This is a genomic window from Actinosynnema sp. NPDC037264, from assembly GCF_055603705.1.
The window spans coordinates 27621-47266 of sequence record NZ_JBVJVK010000062.1 but is presented as its reverse complement, the minus strand read 5'-3'; the positions used below and the strand labels follow the sequence as shown (position 1 = coordinate 47266).

Annotated in this window: 19 protein-coding genes; 7 read left to right on the top strand and 12 right to left on the bottom strand. The window is 73.2% G+C overall.

The window, feature by feature from the left end; translation table 11 throughout:
• Positions 1-85: 85 nt before the first annotated feature.
• Positions 86-604 carry a hypothetical protein gene (locus ACZ7GX_RS38215; protein ID WP_498784350.1) on the bottom strand — a complete coding sequence of 173 codons (519 nt, stop codon included), beginning with the start codon at positions 602-604 and terminating at the stop codon, positions 86-88.
• A 186-nt stretch (positions 605-790) separates the two neighbouring features.
• Here ACZ7GX_RS38215 and ACZ7GX_RS38210 point away from each other — a divergent pair, with 186 nt between their 5' ends.
• On the top strand, positions 791-1378 hold the full coding sequence (locus ACZ7GX_RS38210) for a superoxide dismutase (protein ID WP_498784348.1): 588 nt from the start codon (positions 791-793) through the stop codon (positions 1376-1378).
• A gap of 4 nt (positions 1379-1382) precedes the next feature.
• On the opposite strand, the gene ACZ7GX_RS38205 is transcribed toward ACZ7GX_RS38210, so the two are convergent.
• The 3 genes from ACZ7GX_RS38205 to ACZ7GX_RS38195 are packed head-to-tail and all read right to left on the bottom strand — an operon-like array spanning position 1383 to position 3192.
• A complete protein-coding gene (locus tag ACZ7GX_RS38205; protein WP_498784346.1) occupies positions 1383-1688 on the bottom strand; it encodes a GNAT family N-acetyltransferase in 306 nt (101 codons plus the stop codon).
• 26 nt (positions 1689-1714) lie between these two features.
• Entirely contained in the window at positions 1715-2701 is a 987-nt protein-coding gene (locus ACZ7GX_RS38200; protein WP_498784344.1) for a hypothetical protein, read from the bottom strand.
• Positions 2698-3192 carry a SigE family RNA polymerase sigma factor gene (locus ACZ7GX_RS38195; RefSeq protein WP_498784342.1) on the bottom strand — a complete coding sequence of 165 codons (495 nt, stop codon included), beginning with the start codon at positions 3190-3192 and terminating at the stop codon, positions 2698-2700. The genes ACZ7GX_RS38200 and ACZ7GX_RS38195 overlap by 4 nt, the downstream gene beginning before the upstream one ends.
• Positions 3193-3370: 178 nt before the next feature.
• Between ACZ7GX_RS38195 and ACZ7GX_RS38190 the strand changes: the two genes are divergently transcribed.
• Complete coding sequence (locus ACZ7GX_RS38190) at positions 3371-4111, top strand: GNAT family N-acetyltransferase (protein WP_498784340.1); 741 nt, start codon at positions 3371-3373, stop codon at positions 4109-4111.
• Here ACZ7GX_RS38190 and ACZ7GX_RS38185 read toward each other — a convergent pair.
• Both ACZ7GX_RS38185 and ACZ7GX_RS38180 read right to left on the bottom strand, forming a co-directional pair.
• Positions 4034-4942, bottom strand: a complete 909-nt coding sequence (locus ACZ7GX_RS38185) for a S1C family serine protease (protein WP_498784338.1) — start codon at positions 4940-4942, stop codon at positions 4034-4036. The genes ACZ7GX_RS38190 and ACZ7GX_RS38185 overlap by 78 nt on opposite strands.
• Before the next feature lie 107 nt (positions 4943-5049).
• On the bottom strand, positions 5050-6267 hold the full coding sequence (locus tag ACZ7GX_RS38180) for an SGNH/GDSL hydrolase family protein (RefSeq protein ID WP_498784336.1): 1218 nt from the start codon (positions 6265-6267) through the stop codon (positions 5050-5052).
• A 191-nt stretch (positions 6268-6458) separates the two neighbouring features.
• Between ACZ7GX_RS38180 and ACZ7GX_RS38175 the strand changes: the two genes are divergently transcribed.
• Positions 6459-7223 carry a hypothetical protein gene (locus ACZ7GX_RS38175; RefSeq protein WP_498784334.1) on the top strand — a complete coding sequence of 255 codons (765 nt, stop codon included), beginning with the start codon at positions 6459-6461 and terminating at the stop codon, positions 7221-7223.
• 41 nt (positions 7224-7264) lie between these two features.
• Here ACZ7GX_RS38175 and ACZ7GX_RS38170 read toward each other — a convergent pair whose 3' ends face one another.
• The 3 genes from ACZ7GX_RS38170 to ACZ7GX_RS38160 all read right to left on the bottom strand — a co-directional run bounded on the left by ACZ7GX_RS38170 (position 7265) and on the right by ACZ7GX_RS38160 (position 10200).
• Positions 7265-8410: a glycosyltransferase gene (locus ACZ7GX_RS38170; protein WP_498784331.1), complete on the bottom strand. Its 1146-nt coding sequence runs from the start codon at positions 8408-8410 to the stop codon at positions 7265-7267.
• Between the two features lie 103 nt (positions 8411-8513).
• Positions 8514-9659 carry a glycosyltransferase gene (locus tag ACZ7GX_RS38165; protein WP_498784329.1) on the bottom strand — a complete coding sequence of 382 codons (1146 nt, stop codon included), beginning with the start codon at positions 9657-9659 and terminating at the stop codon, positions 8514-8516.
• Between the two features lie 49 nt (positions 9660-9708).
• The gene (locus ACZ7GX_RS38160; RefSeq protein WP_498784327.1) at positions 9709-10200 is read right to left on the bottom strand and encodes a MarR family winged helix-turn-helix transcriptional regulator; all 492 of its coding nucleotides are present in this window, start codon (positions 10198-10200) and stop codon (positions 9709-9711) included.
• Between the two features lie 74 nt (positions 10201-10274).
• Here ACZ7GX_RS38160 and ACZ7GX_RS38155 point away from each other — a divergent pair, with 74 nt between their 5' ends.
• The 3 genes from ACZ7GX_RS38155 to sigJ all read left to right on the top strand — a co-directional run bounded on the left by ACZ7GX_RS38155 (position 10275) and on the right by sigJ (position 14075).
• A complete protein-coding gene (locus ACZ7GX_RS38155; RefSeq protein WP_498784325.1) occupies positions 10275-12290 on the top strand; it encodes an MMPL family transporter in 2016 nt (671 codons plus the stop codon).
• A gap of 82 nt (positions 12291-12372) precedes the next feature.
• Entirely contained in the window at positions 12373-13113 is a 741-nt protein-coding gene (locus tag ACZ7GX_RS38150; RefSeq protein ID WP_498784323.1) for an SDR family oxidoreductase, read from the top strand.
• Positions 13110-14075: an RNA polymerase sigma factor SigJ gene (gene sigJ / locus ACZ7GX_RS38145; RefSeq protein WP_498784321.1), complete on the top strand. Its 966-nt coding sequence runs from the start codon at positions 13110-13112 to the stop codon at positions 14073-14075. Before ACZ7GX_RS38150 ends, sigJ begins: the two co-directional genes overlap by 4 nt.
• A gap of 111 nt (positions 14076-14186) precedes the next feature.
• Here the strand turns inward: sigJ and ACZ7GX_RS38140 are convergent, their stop codons facing one another.
• On the bottom strand, positions 14187-14909 hold the full coding sequence (locus tag ACZ7GX_RS38140) for an SAM-dependent methyltransferase (RefSeq protein WP_498784319.1): 723 nt from the start codon (positions 14907-14909) through the stop codon (positions 14187-14189).
• A gap of 224 nt (positions 14910-15133) precedes the next feature.
• On the opposite strand from ACZ7GX_RS38140, the gene ACZ7GX_RS38135 reads away from it, so the two are divergent.
• Positions 15134-17008: a pectate lyase-like domain-containing protein gene (locus ACZ7GX_RS38135; RefSeq protein WP_498784317.1), complete on the top strand. Its 1875-nt coding sequence runs from the start codon at positions 15134-15136 to the stop codon at positions 17006-17008.
• A 50-nt stretch (positions 17009-17058) separates the two neighbouring features.
• On the opposite strand, the gene ilvD is transcribed toward ACZ7GX_RS38135, so the two are convergent.
• Both ilvD and ACZ7GX_RS38125 read right to left on the bottom strand, forming a co-directional pair.
• Positions 17059-18756 carry a dihydroxy-acid dehydratase gene (gene ilvD / locus ACZ7GX_RS38130; protein ID WP_498784315.1) on the bottom strand — a complete coding sequence of 566 codons (1698 nt, stop codon included), beginning with the start codon at positions 18754-18756 and terminating at the stop codon, positions 17059-17061.
• Positions 18757-18848: 92 nt separating this feature from the next.
• A complete protein-coding gene (locus tag ACZ7GX_RS38125) occupies positions 18849-19577 on the bottom strand; it encodes a hypothetical protein (RefSeq protein ID WP_498784313.1) in 729 nt (242 codons plus the stop codon).
• Between the last annotated feature and the right edge of the window lie 69 nt (positions 19578-19646).

Here is a 19646-nt window from a genome sequence, read left to right as displayed (position 1 = left end):
GCTGTGGGCACTGTTGCGCGACAACCGGCCGTTCACAACGACAAGTTCCGCCACACCAGCGCCCACAGCCACTTGACACGGGTCATTAAGACTCGGTGACCCGGTAGTAGCGGATCGCGGTGTAGGCGCTCGCCGCCTGCGCCGTCCACTTCCGCTCCACGGGAGGCGCGCCGTCGGGGCCGGTCTGCTCGCGCACGACCGGCTCCGACTTCGCGTCGTCGGCCCAGCGCACGAACAGCGCGGCGTGGTAGGAGGTGATGAGCGCGTCACCCGGGCGCAGGTCGGCGTGCGCGATCGGGGTGGCCACGTCGCCGAGCGTGACCGTGGTGCGGGAGTGCGTCAGGCCCCACGCCATCGAGACGTAGCCCGAGCAGTCGGTGCGGTAGCTGCCGTGCTCGTTCTGGTGACAGGCCTGCTGGCTGTACGGCACCCCGGCGTCCAACCAGGACTGCGACCGGGTCAGCGCCTCGCCGCGCGAGGTGACGCGGTCCTCCGCGGTCGTGCCGCACGCGATCAACGCGCCGGGCTCGTCGGCCGCGTGCGCGATCGGCGCCTGGAACGCCGCCGTGCACGCGAGGGCGGCGATCAGGGTGCGGGTGCTCATCGAACCCCCTCGGGTCCCGGTGCGCCGCCCTCTCGGCGGGCGGCGACGTGGCACCACGAGGTTTCCCCGCGTCCGGCGGACCAGTGCCGAACCACTCGGCCGAGTGGTTCGCCACGCGCGCGGTTTCACCCGGAGCGGCGAGGGTAGTCGAGCGGTGATCGCAGCGGACGCGTGGAGGGAACCGGCATGCGCATCGTCTTCGTCGTGGCCGCGCTCAGCGTGGCGGTGGGGTGCGGCGGCGACCCGGGACCGGACGACGCCAGGTCGTCGGAGGAAGAGGTGGGCGTCCGGGAGATCGGTGTGCTCGCCCCGGTCGAGGCGGCGGACGTGGCGTTCACCTACGACCCCGAGGCCGCGCCGCCCGGCGCGGAGCTGGAGTTGGAGGTGGTCCCGGGCGACGGCGCGACGACCGTGCGGCTGTCCGCCGACCTGCTCCAGCCCGACCGCGGGTACGCCGTCCACGCGCACACCGACCCGTGCGGCAAGAACGGCACCGACGCCGGTCCGCACTACCAGCACGAGGTCGACCCCGCCGCGACGCCCGAGCGGCCGTCGGTCGACCCGGCCTACGCCAACCCGCGCAACGAGATCTGGCTGGAGCTGACCACCGACGGCCAGGGCAACGGCCTGGCCGAGACCACCGTGCCGTTCGCGTTCGACGACCGCGCGCCGTCCTCGATCGTGCTGCACGAGCAGCCGACCACCGCGACCGAGCACGGCCGGGCGGGCAGCGCGGGCGCCCGGCTCGCCTGCTTCACCGCGTCGTTCCGCTGAGCGCTCAGTCCACGGCGGTGCTCTTCGGCGCGCGGTAGACGATGTCGACGTACTCGCGGTGCCGCTCGATGTAGCCCTTGATGAACGGGCACAGCGGCAGCACGGGCAGCTCCCACGCCCGCGCCTGGTCGAGCGCGGCGCGGGCGAGGGCGCTGCCGACGCCCTTGCCCTCGAACGCGGGCTCCACCTCGGTGTGGGTGAACACGATCAGGTCGGGCGTGCGGAGGTAGACCGCCTTGCCCGCCGCCGTGCCGTCGACCACGGCCGCGAAGTGCTTCTCCGCGGGAACGTCGTGCACCTCGATGACCATGGCGGGATCCTCGCACGGCCCACCGCTCACGTCTCCTTGAGGACCACGGCCCAGTCGCCGCTGGTGCGCTCGACGATGACCGTGAGGTCCACCGTGGCCCCCGGCTCCACCGCGACCTCCCAGTACTCCTGACTGGTGTCCATCAGGTAGGAGGACCGGTAGGTCCACGTGGCGTGCTCGATCACCTCGACCCCGTTGACCAGCACCCGGATGCGGCCCGGGGTGTTGACGGCCACCCCGACGTAGACCGGCCGGCCCGGCAGGCTCACGGTGCTCCGCCACGTGCCGTTCGGCTGGTCGGGGTCGGCTCGCAGCTCGTAGACCCTCCGTTGGCCCGGGTTGGTGTTGTCCAGCGCCGGGTCGATGGGCTCCAAGGTCTCCGGGCGGGGCGGGAACGGGTAGTCCTCGGGCGCGACCGGGACGCCGACGGCCAGGCCCAAAGTGGCGTCGGGCGGCATCGGGCCGGAGTGCGGCCACCGCTCCTCCTCGTCCCAGAGCTGCTCTCCCGCCGACAGGGTCACCGTCACGGGCGTGCCGACCCCGATGCCGTGCTTCGCCCACTCGAAGGTGACGTTCATCGGGGGTCCGCAGGTCAGGCCGTCGCCGTACGGCACGCCGTTGACGACGAGGGTGGCGTACATCTGCTTGTCGTCGTCGTTCGCGTCGCAGGCGATGAACAGCTTCGGGTCGGGCGTGGTGGGCGCGAACCGGAGGGTGATGGCCGACGCGGGCGCCCGGCCGGACGTCTGCGCGACGATCCGCGTGCCTTCGTGGTGCTCGGAGAACACGATCGGCTTCGGCTCGGCGGGTTGGGACTCGCGCTGGACCGGCGTCCGCAACGCGAAGGCCACGCCCAGCACGGCCACGAGCGAGGCCGCGACCGCCGCCACCACCCGTCGCCGCCGGGAGGCCTCGACCCGGGCCTGGATACCGGACATGCGGGGGCCGTGCGCGGCGTCGGGCGGCAGTTCGGCGTGGTGGCGCAGCACCTCGGTGAGGTCGGTCAGGTTCATCGCCGCACCCCTTCCCGGGTGATGGTGTCGTCCAGCCGCAACCGGGCCAGCGCCTTGCTGGTCTGGCTCTTCACCGTGCCGACGGAGACGCCGAGGGCGTGCGCCGCCTGTGCTTCGGTCAGGTCCTCGTAGAACCGCAGCACGACCACGGCGCGTTGGCGGCGGGGGAGGCGTCCCAAGGCCTGCCACAGCCAGTCGCGCTGGTCGACGGCGGCCTCCGGGGACGCGCCGACCGGCTCGGGCAGCACGTCGGTCGGCCGTTCGTCGCGCCACTTGCGGCGCCACCAGGTGGCATAGGTGTTGACGATGATCCGGCGCACGTACGGCTCCGGGTCGCCCTGCACCCGCCGCCACGCCCGCCACGCCCGCGCCAGCGCCGTCTGCAGCAGGTCTTCCGCGTGCCCCCTGTCCCTGGTCAACAGGAACGCCGTGCGCAGCAGGCGTGGTGACGCCCCCGCCACGAACTCCTCGAACCCCTCGGGTACTCCCACCACCACGGCCCTTCGCCTCGTCCGACGCACCTACTACCAGTCGGCGTGCGCGGATGGTTGCCGTCGGCCGGGAATCCGGCCGGCCTGTCGACGACGTGCACCTTCTTTCAGGTGGTCCGCCCTCGGCGATCGGAGAAATCAGTGCACCTGGGTGGAGGCGATCGGGCAGGCTGTCGCGATGGGGTACGCGGTGCGCGACTACGTCGCCGGTGACGAACCGTCGTGGCTGCGGTGCCGGGTGTCGTCCTTCCTGGGCACCGCGTGGCACGACGACGCGGTCGCGGCGAAGCCGGCGGTGTCCGGCGCGGAACTCGTGGCGGTGGACGGTGACGTGGTGGTCGGCATCCTCGACCTGGCGGTCGACGGCGAGCTGGCCACCATCGAGACGATCGCCGTGCACCCCGACCACCAGCACCGGGGGATCGGCGGCGCGCTGCTGTCGCGGGCTCGGGCTCGGGCCACGGCGTTGGGGGCGACCACGTTGGACGCCTGGACCCGGGACGACCCGCCGACGGTGCGCTGGTACCGCGCCATGGGCTTCGCCGAGAGCGACCACCACCTGCGGGTGATCGCCGACGGGGCGGCGCGCGCCGTCGTGCCCCGCCCCGGTCCGCGCGTGGCGCAAGCGTTCCCGCGCGCTGGTCGGGTGGAGGAGGCGCGGTCGCGGAAGGCGTTCTCGCGCGCCGATCAGGCGGACGGGGCGGAGCCGCAGGGGAAATCCGCGCGCGTCGATCGGGCGGATGGGCCAGGGGCGCGGGACGCGCGCGCCGATCAGGCGGACGGGGCGCGGACGCGGCGGGAACTTGCGAGGGTGCGCGAGCACCGGCGGTTCGCGATGGCGTTACGTGGTGAGCTCGCTGGGCGTGGCGATGACGTCGACCATCGCGCCGTTGCGCAGGACCGTCACCGGCAGCGGTAGGCCGATGGCCTCGGCGAACAGCTGCCGCTGGATGCCCTGGGCGTCGCTGACCGGCGTGCGCGCCACGCTGAGCACCAGGTCGCCGTCGCGCAGCCCCGCCCGCTCGGCCGGACCGCCCGGCACGACCTGCACCAGCCGGACGCCCGCGCGTTGCCCGGTGCGCTCGGCGACGGCGTCCGGCAGCGGCGCGGGGGCGCCGATCACGCCGAGGTAGGCCCGCCGCACCCGGCCCTCGACCATCAGGGTCGACAGGATGCGCCGGGTGGTGCTGTTCATCGGGATGGCCAGGCCGAGGCCGATGCCCGCCAACGCGGTGTTGATGCCGACCACCTCGCCGGCGGAGTTGGCCAGCGCGCCGCCGGAGTTGCCCGGGTTGAGCGCCGCGTCGGTCTGGATCACGTCCTCGATCACGCGTCCGGCCCGGCCGTTGCTCACCGGCACCGCGCGGCCCAGCGCGCTGACCACCCCGGCGGTCACCGAGCCGGCCAGGCCCAGCGGGTTGCCGACGGCGATGACGAGCTGGCCGACCTGGAGGTGGTCGGCGTCGCCGAACCTCGCCGCGCCGGGGGCCTCCGCCGACGCCTTGAGCACGGCGAGATCGGCGAGCGGGTCGGCGCCGACGACCGTGAACGGCGACTCGGCGCCGTCGGCGAACACCGCCGTGCCGTCCCGCCCGCCGCCGACGACGTGCGCGTTGGTCAGCAGGTAGCCGTCGTCGGTGAACACCACCGCCGACCCGGTCCCGCGCGGCATGCGCACGCTGGCCACGTGCGGCGTGACCGACTTCGCGACCGCGATGACGGCCTGCGAGTAGGCGTCCAGCGGATCCATCGGCGCCTCCCTCGATTACACGATTACGCACTCAATCGTGCTCTCGCGCGGGCCGTGCTGTCCGGGGCGTTCGCCGACAGCGGACCCACCCCGGACAGCGCAGCGGCTCAGCGGCGCAGCAGCATGGCCAGGTCGACGGCGTTCGCCATGGCTTCCGTGCCCGCGTCGTTCGGGTGCAGGTGGTCGCCGCTGTCGTAGGCCGGGTTCAGCGTGGCCGGGTCGCCGGGCACGCCCGTCGCGGCGGCGAAGTCCACCACGCCGTCGAACTCGCCGGACGTGCGGATCCAGTCGTTGAGCGCGCGCCAGGTCGCTTCGCGCTCCTCGGTCCAGATGAAGGAACCCTTGAACGGCAGGATCGTGCCGCCGTAGACCTTCACGCCCGCGGCCCGCGCCTGCGCGATCACGTCCCGGTGCCCGGCGATCAGGTCCTCGGCCGACGCGCTGTAGCCGATGTCGTTGACCGCCTCCAGCAGGATCATCGCCTTGACGCCGGTCTGTGACAGCACGTCGCGCCGCACCCGCGTGACGCCCGCGACGCCCCAGAACGGCTCGTCCCGGTCGGCGATGAGGCGGTTGCCGCCCAGGCCCGCGTTCACCACGGACAGCGTGCGCCCCGGCACCGCGTTCAGCCGCCTGGCCAGGAAGTCCGGCCAGCGGCGGTTCGCGTTGCCGGTGGTGTTGGCGGTGTCGGTGATCGAGTCGCCGAACGCCACCACCGTGCCCGCGACCCGCCGCGCGGGTGCGACGTCGACGCCGTTGACGACCATCCAGCAGGGCGTGTCCCGGAACCCGCCCGACAGCGCGCCGGTCCGGTCGCCGGGCGCCAGGTAGTTGCCCTGCGCGGTGAACGGGTGGTTGGTCAGCGGGCCGGTGGCCTCCGGCACGTAGGCGCTCACCAGCAGCGTGGACAGCGCCTCGACGTCCAGCCGGACCGGGTCGCTGAAGACCTCCCGGCCGGCCGGCACCGTGACGTCCCGCCTGCCCTTGAACGTCAACGCGCGCAACGTGCCGGGCACCGCCGCGTCACCAGACTGCTGCACGGCGACCGTCGCGCGGCCCACCCGCAACGGCGTCGTGCCGAACGCGTTGGTCACCCGGACCCGCACCGACCCGCCGCCGGCGCTGAGGAACACCACGTTGCGCACGGTCTGGTCCCGCAGCCCCTCGCCCGCCGGGCAGTCGCTCCACGGGATCTCGCTGCCCACCACGGGACTCGCCGCCCAGCCGGCCACCCAGGGCCTGCCGTGCGCGGTCGCGGCCGACGGCAGCACTGCCGTCGCCACGAGCGCGGCTATCACGGCCAGTGTCCCCACGTGTCTTGCCATGAAGGTCTCCCAACGCCGGTCGTCTTTGGTGGCGTCGCCGACCGTGGCAGCGGGTCGATTAACCGGTCAAGCGCCTCACGACGAGCGGCGCGATAGTTGCGATGAGTGGCCCGGACTTACGTGTTAAGCAGGGCTGTGGGTGGGTGGTCACACCGATGCGCCGGGCCCGCCGACCCGCCGAGACTGGCGGCATGGACTCGGTGCGGATCTACGACATCATGGCCTGCAACGTCTACTGGGACTTCGACGGTTCCGGCCTGCCGCGCGAGCAGCACAAGTTCCTGGTGTCGTTCCACCCGACCGACACGCCGACGCCGGAGCTGATCGAGTCGATCGTGGCCCGCGGGCCGGGCGGCTACCGGGTCGAGTTCGCCAACGAGCCCTTCACCCAGCGCAACCTCAACGGGCACATCCACGACTCCGCCATCGGCTTCTACTGGTACATGGTGAACCTGCCGACCGGGTACCTGCCGGAGGGCGAGTACACGATCGAGGTCACCGCGAAGGACGGTTCGGTGACGAGCCGGTCGCGCGTGCAGCGCCAGGAGCCGACGGACCGGATCGTGCCGGTCTACCGGGAGAACCGGGCGAAGGTCCTCGACGCGTTCACGCCGTCGCGCACCGCCGAACCCACCGGCGCCGTGCGGCGGGTCGACTGGCTCACCCTGGACGAGCTGGGCGGCCCGGACGCGTTCTACGTGTTCCGGCTCGCCGAGGGCGGCACGCTGCGCGAGTTCGACACGCAACGCCTGCTGTGGTGGGACAACATCTACCTCGACGCGGTCCGGTCGGGCGAGCCGACCACCGGCCTCAACCGCGGCGGGGTCGCCCTGCCGGTCCCGCTCGACCCGGGCAGGTCCTACGGCTACTTCGTGGAGATCACCGACGGCAACGTGCAGAGCGACGCCAACATCTGCGTGTTCCAGCCGCACCAGTTCTTCACGGTGCCCGCCTGACCGCGACCCCCGGGGTTGCGCGGTCAGGCGGGTGCGCGGTGTCAGGCGTAGTCGGGCAGGGTGCGGGCCACGTCGTGCGGCGACGGCATGGCGGCCACCTCGTCGGCGATCGCCCGCGCCGCGCCGAGGACCGCCTCGTCAGCGAGCAGGCGCCGCGCCTCGGTCGCGATCGCCTCGGCGGTCACGTCCGCGCCGAGCAGCTGCCGGCCCAGCCCGGCCTCGGTGACCACGGCGGCGTTGCTGAACTGGTCGGCGCCCTGCGGCAGGATCAGCTGCGGCACGCCCGCGCCGAACGTGCCCATCGTCGTGCCGCTGCCGCCGTGGTGCACCACGAGGTCCACGTGCGGCAGCAGGTCCGCCTGCGCCACCCACGGGAGCACGACGACGTCGTCCGGCAGCTCGCCGAGCGCGCCGGCGTCGACCGTCGGTCCGGCGGCGACGAGGACCTTGGCGCCCACGGCGGCGAGGCCGTCGATGGCGGTGCGCAGCACGCCCGTCTCGCCGAACGCCGTGCCCAGCGTCAGGTACACCAGCGGTTCGCGGTGTTCGAGCACCCACGGCGGCAGCTCGCCCGGCTCGGCGAAGGGCACCGGCCGCAGCGGGATCCGGTGGCGCGCCGTGGCCAGGAACGTCGGGTCCTGCACCGACGGCGGGCAGATGTCGATGTACGGGTTGCCGAGCCCCATGACGTCGTCCTCGGGGATCTCGACACCGAGCTCCGCGGCGACGTCGAGGAGGTGCCCGCGCGCGGTGCTCGCGAACTGGTCCGCCTGCCACATCCGGCCGAACGAGTGGCACAGCCCGGGCACGCCGGCCACCTTCGCGGCCAGTCCCGCACCGGGGTTGCCCAGCTCGTGCACCACCAGGTCGGGCTTGAGGTCGGCGATGACCGGCGCGAGCTCGGCGGCGAAGTTGCGCGGCAGCACCGAGGCGAACGCGGCCGCGATCCGGGCCGGGTCGGCGTCCTGCGGCTTGCCCACGGCGACGCCCTCGTTCGCGAGCTCGAACGCCGCGCGCAGGTCCATGCCGCCCACGACGTGCTCGATGCCGTGCGAGGTCAGGGCGTTCGCGAACGCGGCGCCGGTGAAGTAGGAGACGTCGTGGCCCAGCTCGCGGGCGGCGATCGCCAGCGGCAGCAGCGGGTAGGTGTGTCCGTGTAAACCTAGGCTGGAGAAGAGGATTCGCACTGGTTCGAGCGTAGCGAGATTTTTTCCACGGTGGGTGAATTTCGTCCGATTGGCGCTCTTCGCACCGTGAGGCGAAGATCACCTCACGGCGTCCGCGCCGCGGTCAGGCGTAGTCCGGCAGCACGCTCACCACGTCGGCCGGCGACGGCATGGCGGCGACCTCGTCGGCCATCGCCCGCGCCGCGTCGAGCACGGCGTCGTCGGTGAGCAGGCGGCGCGCCTTGTCGGCGATCACCTCGACCGCCACCTCCGCGCCGAGCACCTGGTCGCCCAGCCCGGCCTCGGTCACCATCGCGGCGTTGCCGAACTGGTCGGCGCCCTGCGGCAGGATCAGCTGCGGCACGCCCGCGCCCAACGTGCCCATCGTGGTGCCGGCGCCGCCGTGGTGCACCACGAGGTCCGCGTGCGGCAGCAGGTCGGCCTGCGGCAGCCACTCCCGCACGACGACGTTGTCCGGCAGATCGCCCAGGTCGCCCACCTGCACGACCGTGCCGGTGGACACGAGCACCTTCGCGTCCAGCGCGGCGAGGCCCCCGATGGCGGTGCGCAGCACGTCCACCGTGGTGAACGCCGTGCCCAGGGTCAGGTACACCAGCGGTTCGCGGTGGTCGAGCACCCACGGCGGCAGCACGCCGGGCTCGGCGAACGCCACCGGCCGCAGCGGGACGCGGTCCGTCGCGGTGGCCAGGAAGTCCGGGTCCTGCAACGAGGGAGGGCAGATGTCCAGGTAGGGGTTGCCGAACCGCATGACGTCGCCGTCGGGCAGCTCCACGCCGTGCTCCGCGGCGACCTCGGCCAGGTGCAGGCGGATGTCCTCCATCGGGCCGCTGGGTCGCCAGTACCTCCCGAACGAGTGGCACACCGCGGGCACGCCGGTGGCCCTGGCCGCGAGCGCGACGCCGACGTTGGCCACCTCGTGCACGACCAGGTCGGGCTTGTGCTCGACGATGATCGGGACCAGGTCCGCGGCGTGGCGGCGCGCCAGGATCGAGCCGAACACCTTCGACACGCGCCTGGGGTCGAAGTCCGCCGCCTTGCGCGCGGCGGGGCTCGCGTTGCCGAGCTCGAACGCGTCGAGCATGTCCATCCCGCCCGTGACGTGCTCGATGCCGAGCGCGGTCAGGGCTTTCGCGAACGTGTCGGTGGTCGCGAACGTGACGTCGTGGCCCTGCTCGCGGGCGGCGATGGCCAGGGGCACCAAGGGGAACGTGTGCCCGTGCGAGCCGAGGCTAGAGAAGAGGATCTCCACTCGTGAGAGTTTGTCGCTTTGGGTCCGGCGCGGTCCGGTTACCCGCTGGTCACTGCGGGTCCGGCGAGGATGACTTCGGGTCCGGTGACCGCGTCAGCCCCGCCCGCACCGCCACGGTCGCGTCGATGCTCGCGGTCAGGAACCGGGCGATGACCTCCTTGTCGGCGTCGTCGAACTGCCGCCACGCACGGGTGAACGCGTGGTCCAGCGGCTCGAAGAAGTCGCGGCCCAGCTCCAGCGCCTTGGCCGGGACGCGCAGCTCGACCTTGCGCCGGTCGTGGGGGTTGCGCGCGCGTTCGACGTGCCCGGACGCCTCCAGCCGGTCGAGCACGGACGTGGTCGCGGACGCGCTCAGGTGCAGGGCCTCGGCCAGCCTGGTCGGCGACATCGGCTCGTCGCCCCACCGCGCGTCCATGATCACCGCGAGCGCGTCGAGGTCGGTGCGGTGCATCCGCTGCCGCTCGCCGAAGATCTCCACGAACCGGTCGGTTTCGACCGTGAGCTGCCGGAGCAACCTGACCAGGACCGAGTGGTCGGCCATGCGCCCTCCCGTTATTGTTTCGACGGTCGAATTATTGGATCGTCGAACTACATGGTCTCGGAGGTCATTGTCCCGTGCACACGACCCGGTCCCGCACGCGCTGGTTGCTGCCCGCCCTCGTGGCGGTCGCGTGGCTGGCGCTCGGCGGGTTCTCCGGCCCGTTCGCGGGCAAGCTGAGCGAGGTCGCGGTCAACGACAGCACCGCGTTCCTGCCCGCCTCCGCCGAGGCGACGGAGGTGTCCGAGCGGGTCAAGGCGTTCGGCGACGCGCGCGGCCTGCCCGCGGTCGTGGTGGCCGAACGCGCCTCCGGCCTCACCCCGGCCGACCGCGACTACCTGGGCGGCCGGGAGTTCCCCGGCGAGGCGTCGCCGGTGATCCCGTCACCGCGCGACGACCAGGCCGCGCAGGTCGTCGTCGCCGTCGACCCGGGCGACCCGGCCGGCGCGGTGGAGGCCATCCGGGCGAAGCTGACGGACCAGCCCGAGGGGCTCACCGTGCTGGTGACCGGGCCCGCCGCGCAGGTCGCCGACCTGAAGGAGGCGTTCGGCGGCATCGACGGCCTGCTGCTCCTGGTCGCGGGCGCGGTGGTGGCGCTGATCCTCGTGCTCGTCTACCGCAGCCCGTTGCTGCCGCTGGTGGTGCTGCTGTCCGGGGTGTTCGCGCTCGGGGTGGCCAGCCTCGCCGTGTACCTGCTGGCGGACGGCGACGTGATCGACCTCAACGGCCAGAGCCAGGGCATCCTGTTCATCCTGGTGTTCGGCGCGGCGACGGACTACGCGCTGCTGCTGGTGTCCCGGTTCCGCGAGGAGCTGCGCGACACCGAGGACCGCTACCGGGCGATGCGGGTGGCGTGGCGGGCCACCATCGAGCCGATCGCCGCGTCGGCGGGCACGGTCGTGCTCGGTGTGCTGTGCCTGCTGTTCAGCGACCTCAACTCGAACAAGGGCCTCGGGCCGGTGGCGGCGATCGGGATCGGCGCGGCGCTGCTCGCCTCGGTGACGTTCCTGCCCGCCGTGCTGGTGCTGCTGGGGCGGTCGGCGTTCTGGCCGTTGCGCCCGAAGCTCGGCTCGCCGCACCCGGAGGCGAGCGGGCTGTGGGCGCGGGTGGCCCGCGTGATCTCCGCCCGGCCGCGCGCGACGTGGGTCGTGACGACGGTGGTGCTGCTGGTGGGCGTGGCGTTCGTGCCGCAGCTCAAGGCGTCGGGCACGGCGCAGTCGGACGTGTTCCTCACCGAGGTCGACTCGGTGGCCGGGCAGGAGGTGCTGTCCCGCCACTTCCCGGGCGGCAGCGGCGCGCCGACCGTCGTGCTGGCCCGTGCGGGGCAGGCGCAGGCGGTGGCGGGTGCGGCGGACGTGGACGGCGTGTCCTCGGTGCGGCCGGCGGGCGAGGCGGCGGGGCTGGTGCGGCTCGACGTCGTGCTGGAGGACCCGGCGGACTCCGAGGCGGCGCTGGCGACCGTGCAACGGCTGCGTGAGGCCGTGCGCGCGGTGCCGGACGCCGACGCCAAGGTCGGCGGGCCCACCGCCACCCAGCTGGACACGCAGCTCACGTCCGAACGCGACCGGCTGGTGATCATCCCGATCGTGCTGCTGGTGATCTTCCTGGTGCTGGCGCTGCTGCTGCGGTCGCTGCTCGCGCCGTTGCTGCTGATCGCCACGGTGGTGCTGTCGTTCGCCGCGACCATGGGCGTGGCGGCGCTGGTGTTCAACGGGATCTTCGACTTCCCGGGCGCCGACCCGGTGGTGCCGCTGTTCGGGTTCGTGTTCCTGGTGGCGTTGGGGATCGACTACAACATCTTCCTGATGACGCGGGTGCGCGAGGAGTCCGCCGAGCTGGGCACGCAGGCGGGCGTGCTGCGCGGGCTGACCATCACCGGCGGGGTGATCACCTCGGCGGGGGTCGTGCTCGCGGCGACGTTCTCGGCGTTGGCGGTGCTGCCCATCCTGTTCCTCGCGCAGATCGCGTTCATCGTGGCGTTCGGCGTGCTGCTGGACACGTTCGTGGTGCGGTCGCTGCTGGTGCCGGCGCTGGGCGTGGACGTGGGCAGGCGCATCTGGTGGCCGTCCCGGCTGGCCCGGGGGAGTGACTGAGACCGGGTGATGTCACAGTCCGCGCCGGCCGGGTCGTCCTGTCCGTGACAGGGTTTTCCGGCAGGTCACGAGGACGGGTTCGATGATGAGGATCGCGGTGGTCGGCGGTACGGGCGCGGCGGGGCGTCGGGTGGTCGACGAGGTGCGGCGGGTCGGGCACGAGCCGGTGGTGCTGAGCCGTGCGGACGGGGTCGACCTGCTCACCGGCGCCGGGCTCGACGCGGCGCTGGCGGGGGCCGAGGCGGTGGTCGACGTGTCGAACCCGGCGAACTGGCGGAGCCTGGAGGAGGTCGAGCGCTTCTTCACCGAGGGCACCGGCCACCTGCTGGCGTCGGCGGCGCGGGCGGGCGTGCGGCACCTGGTGGTGCTGTCGATCGTGGGCTCGGACGTGGTCGACCTCGACTACTACCTGGGCAAGCGGCGTCAGGAGGCGCTGGTGGCGGCCGGGCCGGTGCCGTGGACGGTGCTGCGGGCCACGCAGTTCTTCGAGTTCGCGTGGCAGGTGCTGGCGGGCGCGACCGGCCCGGTGGCGCAGGTGCCGCCGATGCTGTCGCAGCCGGTGTCGACGGCCGACGTGGCGGCGCGGCTGGTGGAGCTGGCGGTGGGTGAGCCGCAGGGGCTGGCCTTGCCGATCGCGGGGCCGGAGCGGATCCGGGTGGTCGACATGGCCCGGCGGGTGGTGGCGCGGCGGGGTGACGCGGTGCGGGTCGAGGAGGCGGCGGAGGGTCCGGCCGGGCTGTCCACGGGCGCGCTGTGCCCGGCGGGCGAGTACACCGAGGGCAGGGAGACGTTCGCCGAGTACCTGGAGACGGTGGGCCCGTGACCGACCGCCGCACCGGCCCCGCCGCCGACCGCGCTGCCGACCGGGTCGCCGACGCCGCCGACCCCGCGACCGGCCCCGCCGCCGATCGGGTCGCCCGGCTCGCCGCCGAGTACACCCGCCTGCGGCCACGGCTGGTCGGTGTCGCGTACTCCCTGGTCGGCACGGTCGCCGAGGCGCAGGACGTGGTGTCGGACTGCTGGCTGCGGCTGGCCGCCGCCGACGAGCAGGAGACCGTCCGCGACGTCGAGGCGTGGGCGGTGGTGGCGGTGGCGCGACGCGCGGTGGACGTGCTGCGGTCCGCGCGGGTGCGGCGCGAGGAGTACGTCGGGCCCTGGCTGCCCGAGCCGCTGGTGGACCCCGTCGCCGACGACCCGGCGGATCGGGTGACGCTGGACGACGCGGTGAGCTTCGCGCTCATGGTCGTGCTCGAAACCCTCACGCCCGCCGAACGCACCACGTGGGTGCTGCACGAGGTGTTCGGCATGCCGTTCCCGGAGATCGCCGGCGTCGTCGGCCGCAGTCCGGCCGCCGTGCGGCAACTGGCCGTCCGGGCCCGGGCGCACGTCGCGGCCGGCGCGCCGAGGGTCGACGTCGGCACGGTCGAGCACCGCCGCGCCGTCGACGCGTTCCTGCGTGCCGTCGGCCACGGCGACCTGCGCGGCCTGCTGGCCGTGCTCGACCCGGACGTCGTGCTGACCAGCGATGGCGGCGGCCTGCGCGGGGTGGCCCGTCGGCCGGTGCTCGGCGCGGACCGGGTGGCGTGGTTCCTGGTCGCCGTGCACCGCAAGATGCCCGCCGGTCAGGGCATCACGCCGGTCGCGGTGAACGGCGGTCCCGGGTTCGCCGCGACGACCGGCACGTCCACCAGGTTCGTCTGCTCCTTCACCGTCCACGACGGGAAGGTCCGGCGGGTGGACATCGTGGCCACGCCGGACAAGCTGCCGCCCGAGCCGGCCGGGTAGGACACCGCACGCCGCCGGGCGTCACGTCCGGCGGCGTGCGGGCCGCGACGGCATGACCGGGCTGTCGGCCGGGGCCTGGTCGACCCCCCGTCGTGATAGCGCTCGCGCTCCCTACGGCGTCGGCCGCAGCACGAGGGTGACGAAGCCGAGCACGCCGCGATAGCCGTTGAGCCAGCTGTCCCGGTGCGCGGCGGAGGTGGCGAGCACCTGCTCGCGGTCCGGGTGGTCGGGGTGGTCCAGCGCCCACGCGGCCAGCGAGCCGGTCCAGCTCCACTCGTACTCGTCCCACTCCGCGAGCGTGCTCACGTGGCCGTGCACCGGGGTCCAGCCGTCGGCGACCACGCGCGCGACCGTGGTCGCCAGGTCGGCGTACTTCTGCGGGCCGTCCTCCAGCTCCGCCCGCAGCTCCGGGCTCGGCTCGCGTTCCCAGAAGCAGTCGCCGAGCACTACCACGCCGTCCTCGGCGAGGTGGCCCCGCGCGGCGGCGAGGGCGGGCAGCAGCTCGCCGAAGGCGTAGGCCGCGCCGACGCTGAGCACCACGTCCGCCTTGCGGTCCGACCGGTACGCGGTCACGTCCTGCTGGAGGAGTTCCAGCCGGTCGGCCACGCCGAGCCGGGCGGCGTCGGCGAGGGTCCCGTCGAACCCCGCGCCGGAGATGTCCACGCCCACCGCGGTGATGCCGTCGTGCTCCTGCGCCGCGCGCAGCAACCACGCGCCCTCGCCGCAGCCGAGGTCGAGCAGGTGGGCGTCCGGCCGACGGATCGCCCGGTCCAGGAGGTCGCTGACGGTCGCGTCGCCGAGGGGCGCCGCAATCGGGTGTTCCGCATGCGCCAAGGCGCTGATTGTCTGTCGATCCACCTTCAGTGACCAGCACAACGCGCAGGGGAACCGCGCGCGCGTTTCCCGGTCGTACCGGGACGAATTCGTGCTCGTCGGGCATGGCGCGGGAGCGGATCGTGAAGTAGAAATAGCCAACTCCACACCGCCAACGCCTGACCTCCCCGAACCTGAGAGAGCGCTCTCACGTTCGAGTGGTCGGCGTCACTACCCTCAGAGGCATGTCAATGACGATCATGCGCCACGCCAGACGCGAGAGCGCTCCCGCGAGACTGCGCCGGGTGTTCGTGCTCGGTCTCGCCCTGGCCGCCGCCACCACGGCCGCGGCGCCGGCCGTGAGCGCCGACCCGCCCCGGCGCACGCAGGACCTCGGCGTGAACGTGAAGGTGTTCGACCCGTCCATGCCGGTCGCCGAGATCCAGGCCGCGCTCGACGCCACGCACGCCGCCCAGGTCGACAACGAGATGGGCGCCCAGCGGTACGCCTACCTGTTCAAGCCGGGCCACTACGGCACGGCCGAGCGGCCGTTGCAGATCAAGGTCGGCTACTACACCGAGATCGCGGGCCTCGGCGCCTCCCCGACCGACGTCGTGATCAACGGCAAGGTCGAGGTCTACAACCGCTGCCTGACCGAGGGCGGCACGGCCAACTGCCTGGCGCTGGTGAACTTCTGGCGCACCCTGGGCAACCTCACCATCAACATCGACGGCAAGGGGCAGGACGGCTGCCGCGCCGGCGCCAACTTCTGGGCCGTGTCCCAGGCGGTGTCGCTGCGCCGGCTCAACGTCACCAGCGGCACGTTCACGCTGATGGACTACTGCACCGCCGGCCCGCAGTACGCCAGCGGCGGCTTCATCGCCGACTCCCGGCTGCCCGCCGTCGTCAACGGCTCGCAGCAGCAGTGGCTGACCCGCAACAGCGAGCTGGGCAGCTGGTCGAACGGCGTGTGGAACCAGGTGTTCTCCGGTGTCGCGGGCGCGCCCGACGACGCGGCGTTCCCGAACCCGCCCTACACCACGCTCGACACCACGTCGCTGAGCCGTGAGAAGCCGTACCTGTTCGTCGACGACAAGGGCCGCTACAACGTCCGCGTCCCGGCCGCCAAGCGCGACACCAGCGGTGTGTCGTGGGCGAACGGCGTGACGCCCGGCCGCACGATCCCGCTGTCGGAGTTCTTCGTCGCCAAGCCCGGCGACTCGGCGCGCGACATCAACAACCAGCTGGCGCGCGGCAAGCACCTGCTGCTCACGCCGGGCGTCTACGACATCGCCCGCAGCATCGAGGTCAAGCGGGCCGACACCGTGGTCCTCGGTCTCGGGCACGCCACGCTGACCGCCGTGAACGGCTCGACCCCGCTGGACGTCGCGGACGTGCCGGGCGTCGTCATCGCCGGCGTCACGATCGACGCGGGCACCGAGCTGTCGCCCGTGCTGCTGCGCGTGGGCAAGAAGCACGGCAACCGGCCGGCCGACCCGGCCAACCCGACCACGCTGTCGGACGTGTACTTCCGCGTCGGCGGCCCGCACGTCGGCAAGGTCGACACCGCGCTGGAGGTCAACAGCGACCACGTGCTCATCGACCACACGTGGGTGTGGCGCGCGGACCACGGCGTGGAGGTCTTCACCGACACGCAGCGCTGGAACACCAACACGGGCCTCACCGGCGTGGTCGTCAACGGTGACGACGTGACCGCGACCGGCTTGTTCGTGGAGCACTTCCAGCGGCACAACACCGTCTGGAACGGCGAGCGCGGCACCGTCGTGCTCTACCAGAACGAGCTGCCCTACGACCCGCCGACGCAGGCGGACTGGATGAAGGGCGACGTCGAGGGCTGGGCCGGCTACAAGGTCGGCGACCACGTCCGCGAGCACACCCTGCACGGCGCGGGCGTGTACGTGTTCAACCAGAACAACCCGACGATCCACACCGAGAACGGCTTCGAGGTCCCCGAGACGCCGGGCGTGAAGCTGCGCCACATCATGACCGTCAACCTCAGCGCGGGCGTGATCGACCACGTCGTCAACGGCGTGGGCGGCCCGGCCGACCTGACCGGAGTCGGCGTTCCGGTCTACATCGCGGAGTACCCGGCTCCCTGAGCCGGTAGCGGTGCCCGACCCTCGCGAGGGGGTCGGGCACCGTTCGCGCGTCAGCCGCAGACCGCGCCGCCGGAGGCGGAGCCGACGAGCTTCGAGTACTTCGCCAGCACGCCCCGCTGGTAGCGGGCGGGCAGCGGCGCCCAGCCCTCGCGGCGGGCGGCCAGCTCGGCGGCGTCCACGTCGACGTCCAGCGTGCCGTTGGCGACGTCGAGCGTGATCCGGTCGCCGTCGCGGACGAACGCGATCGGACCGCCGTCCGCCGCCTCCGGCGCGACGTGGCCGACGCACAGGCCGGTCGTGCCGCCGGAGAACCGGCCGTCGGTGAGCAGCAGGACGTCCTTGCCCAGCCCGGCGCCCTTGATCGCGGCCGTGATAGCGAGCATCTCGCGCATCCCCGGCCCGCCCTTGGGGCCTTCGTAGCGGATGACGACCACGTCGCCGGCGGTGATCGTGCCGTCCTCCAGCGCGTCCATGGCCGCGCGCTCGCGGTCGAACACGCGGGCGGTGCCGGTGAACACGTCGGAGTCGAACCCGGCGGACTTCACCACCGCGCCGTCGGGCGCGAGCGAGCCGCGCAGGATCGTGATGCCGCCGGTGCGGTGGATCGGCTCGCTCATCGCGCGCAGCACCGTGCCGTCGGGGTCCGGCGGCGCGATGTCGGCCAGGTTCTCGGCGACCGTGCGGCCGGTGACGGTCAGGCAGTCGCCGTGCAGCAGGCCCGCGTCCAGCAGCGCCTTCATCACCACGGGCACGCCGCCGATGCGGTCGACGTCGGTCATCACGTGCCGTCCGAACGGCTTGACGTCGGCGAGGTGGGGCACCTTCTCGCCGATCCGGGTGAAGTCGTCCAGGCTCAGCTCCACCTCGGCCTCGTGCGCGATGGCCAGCAGGTGCAGCACGGCGTTGGTCGACCCGCCGAACGCCATCACCACGGCGATCGCGTTCTCGAACGCCTCCCGGGTCATGATCTGCCGCGCGGTGATGCCCTTGCGCAGCATCCCGACCACGGCCTCGCCGGACTTGCGGGCGAACCCGTCGCGCCGCCGGTCCGTGGCGGGCGGCGCGGCGCTGCCCGGCAGGGACATGCCCAGCGCCTCGGCCGCGCTCGCCATGGTGTTCGCGGTGTACATGCCGCCGCACGCGCCCTCGCCGGGGCAGATGGCGCGTTCGATCAGGTCGACGTCCTCACGGCTCATCAGGCCGCGGGCACAGGCGCCGACGGCCTCGAACGCGTCGATGATCGTGACCTCGCGCTCGCTGCCGTCGGTCAGGGTGACCCGACCGGGCAGGATCGAGCCCGCGTAGAGGAACACGCTGGCCAGGTCGAGCCGCGCGGCGGCCATGAGCATGCCGGGCAGCGACTTGTCGCAGCCGGCGAGCAGCACCGAGCCGTCCAGCCGCTCGGCCTGCATGACCGTCTCCACGCTGTCCGCGATGACCTCGCGCGACACCAGGGAGAAGTGCATGCCCTCGTGGCCCATGGAGATGCCGTCGGACACCGAGATCGTGCCGAACTCCAGCGGGTAGCCGCCCGCCGCGTGCACGCCGTCCTTGCTCGCCTTCGCCAGCCGGTCCAACGACAGGTTGCACGGCGTGATCTCGTTCCACGACGAGGCGACACCGATCTGGGGCTTGGCCCAGTCGTCGTCACCCATCCCGACCGCCCGCAGCATCCCGCGCGCGGCGGTCCTCTCCAGGCCGTCGGTGACGTCGCGACTGCGCGGCTTGATGTCCGGGGTCTCGTTCATGGCACGAAACCTAACGCCCCGGCGGGGCCGTCGCACCGGCGACCGGCCGGTACCGGCCCCGACCGGTCGGAGCGGTCGAGGCCGGGGACCCGTCACAGCTCGGTGTAGCTCTTCAACCCCACCAGGGTGGTGAGCCTCATCGAGTTCGCGCCGGCGGGGGAGGGCAGGCCGAACCGCTTGTCCACCAACCGGTCCAGGCCGCCGCAGCCGCGGGCCGCGGGCACGGCGAACGCGGTGTCCTCGATGGTGAACCGGACCACCGGCGGATCGGCGGAGATCCGGTCGGGGCCGCTGGTCCGGACGGGGCGGAACACGAGCGGGTCCGCGTCGTCGCCGATCGAGCACGTGTCGGGCAGCAGGCCGTTGAGCACGCGGAGCTTCAGGTGCTGCACGCCCATCCGGTCGCCGTCGGAGAGGAAGTCGGCGAACCCGGCGTACTCGATGCGCAGGTCCGTGCGCAGCACCGGGTGGTGCCTGGGCACGCCGAGCAGGCCGCCCGGCACGCGGGTCGGCTCGGCCCGCAGCGCGCCGAAGACCTGCGCGAACTCGCCGTCCAGCCGCCCCTCGGCGAACGTCAGCCGCATCGCGCCGGTGCTCTGCTCGGGCAGGGTGCCGAACTTGATGGCGCCGGTGGACACCAGCACCTCGCAGCGCCACTGCGCGGGGTCGGCGCCGGCGGGGATCGCGGGGCAGTCGGCGAAGTCGAACGCGGGCGTCGGCGCGGGCTGCGCGGCGGCCTGCTGCGGGACCGCCGCGGCCAACCCGATCAGCGCGGTGCCCGCCAGTGCCGCGACGGCGGCGCGGCGGAAGGTTCTCGTCATGCCGCCGAGCCTCCCGCCTCGCGCCGCGTCCATGATCCGGCGGATCCCGGAGATCACCCCCGGTTCGCC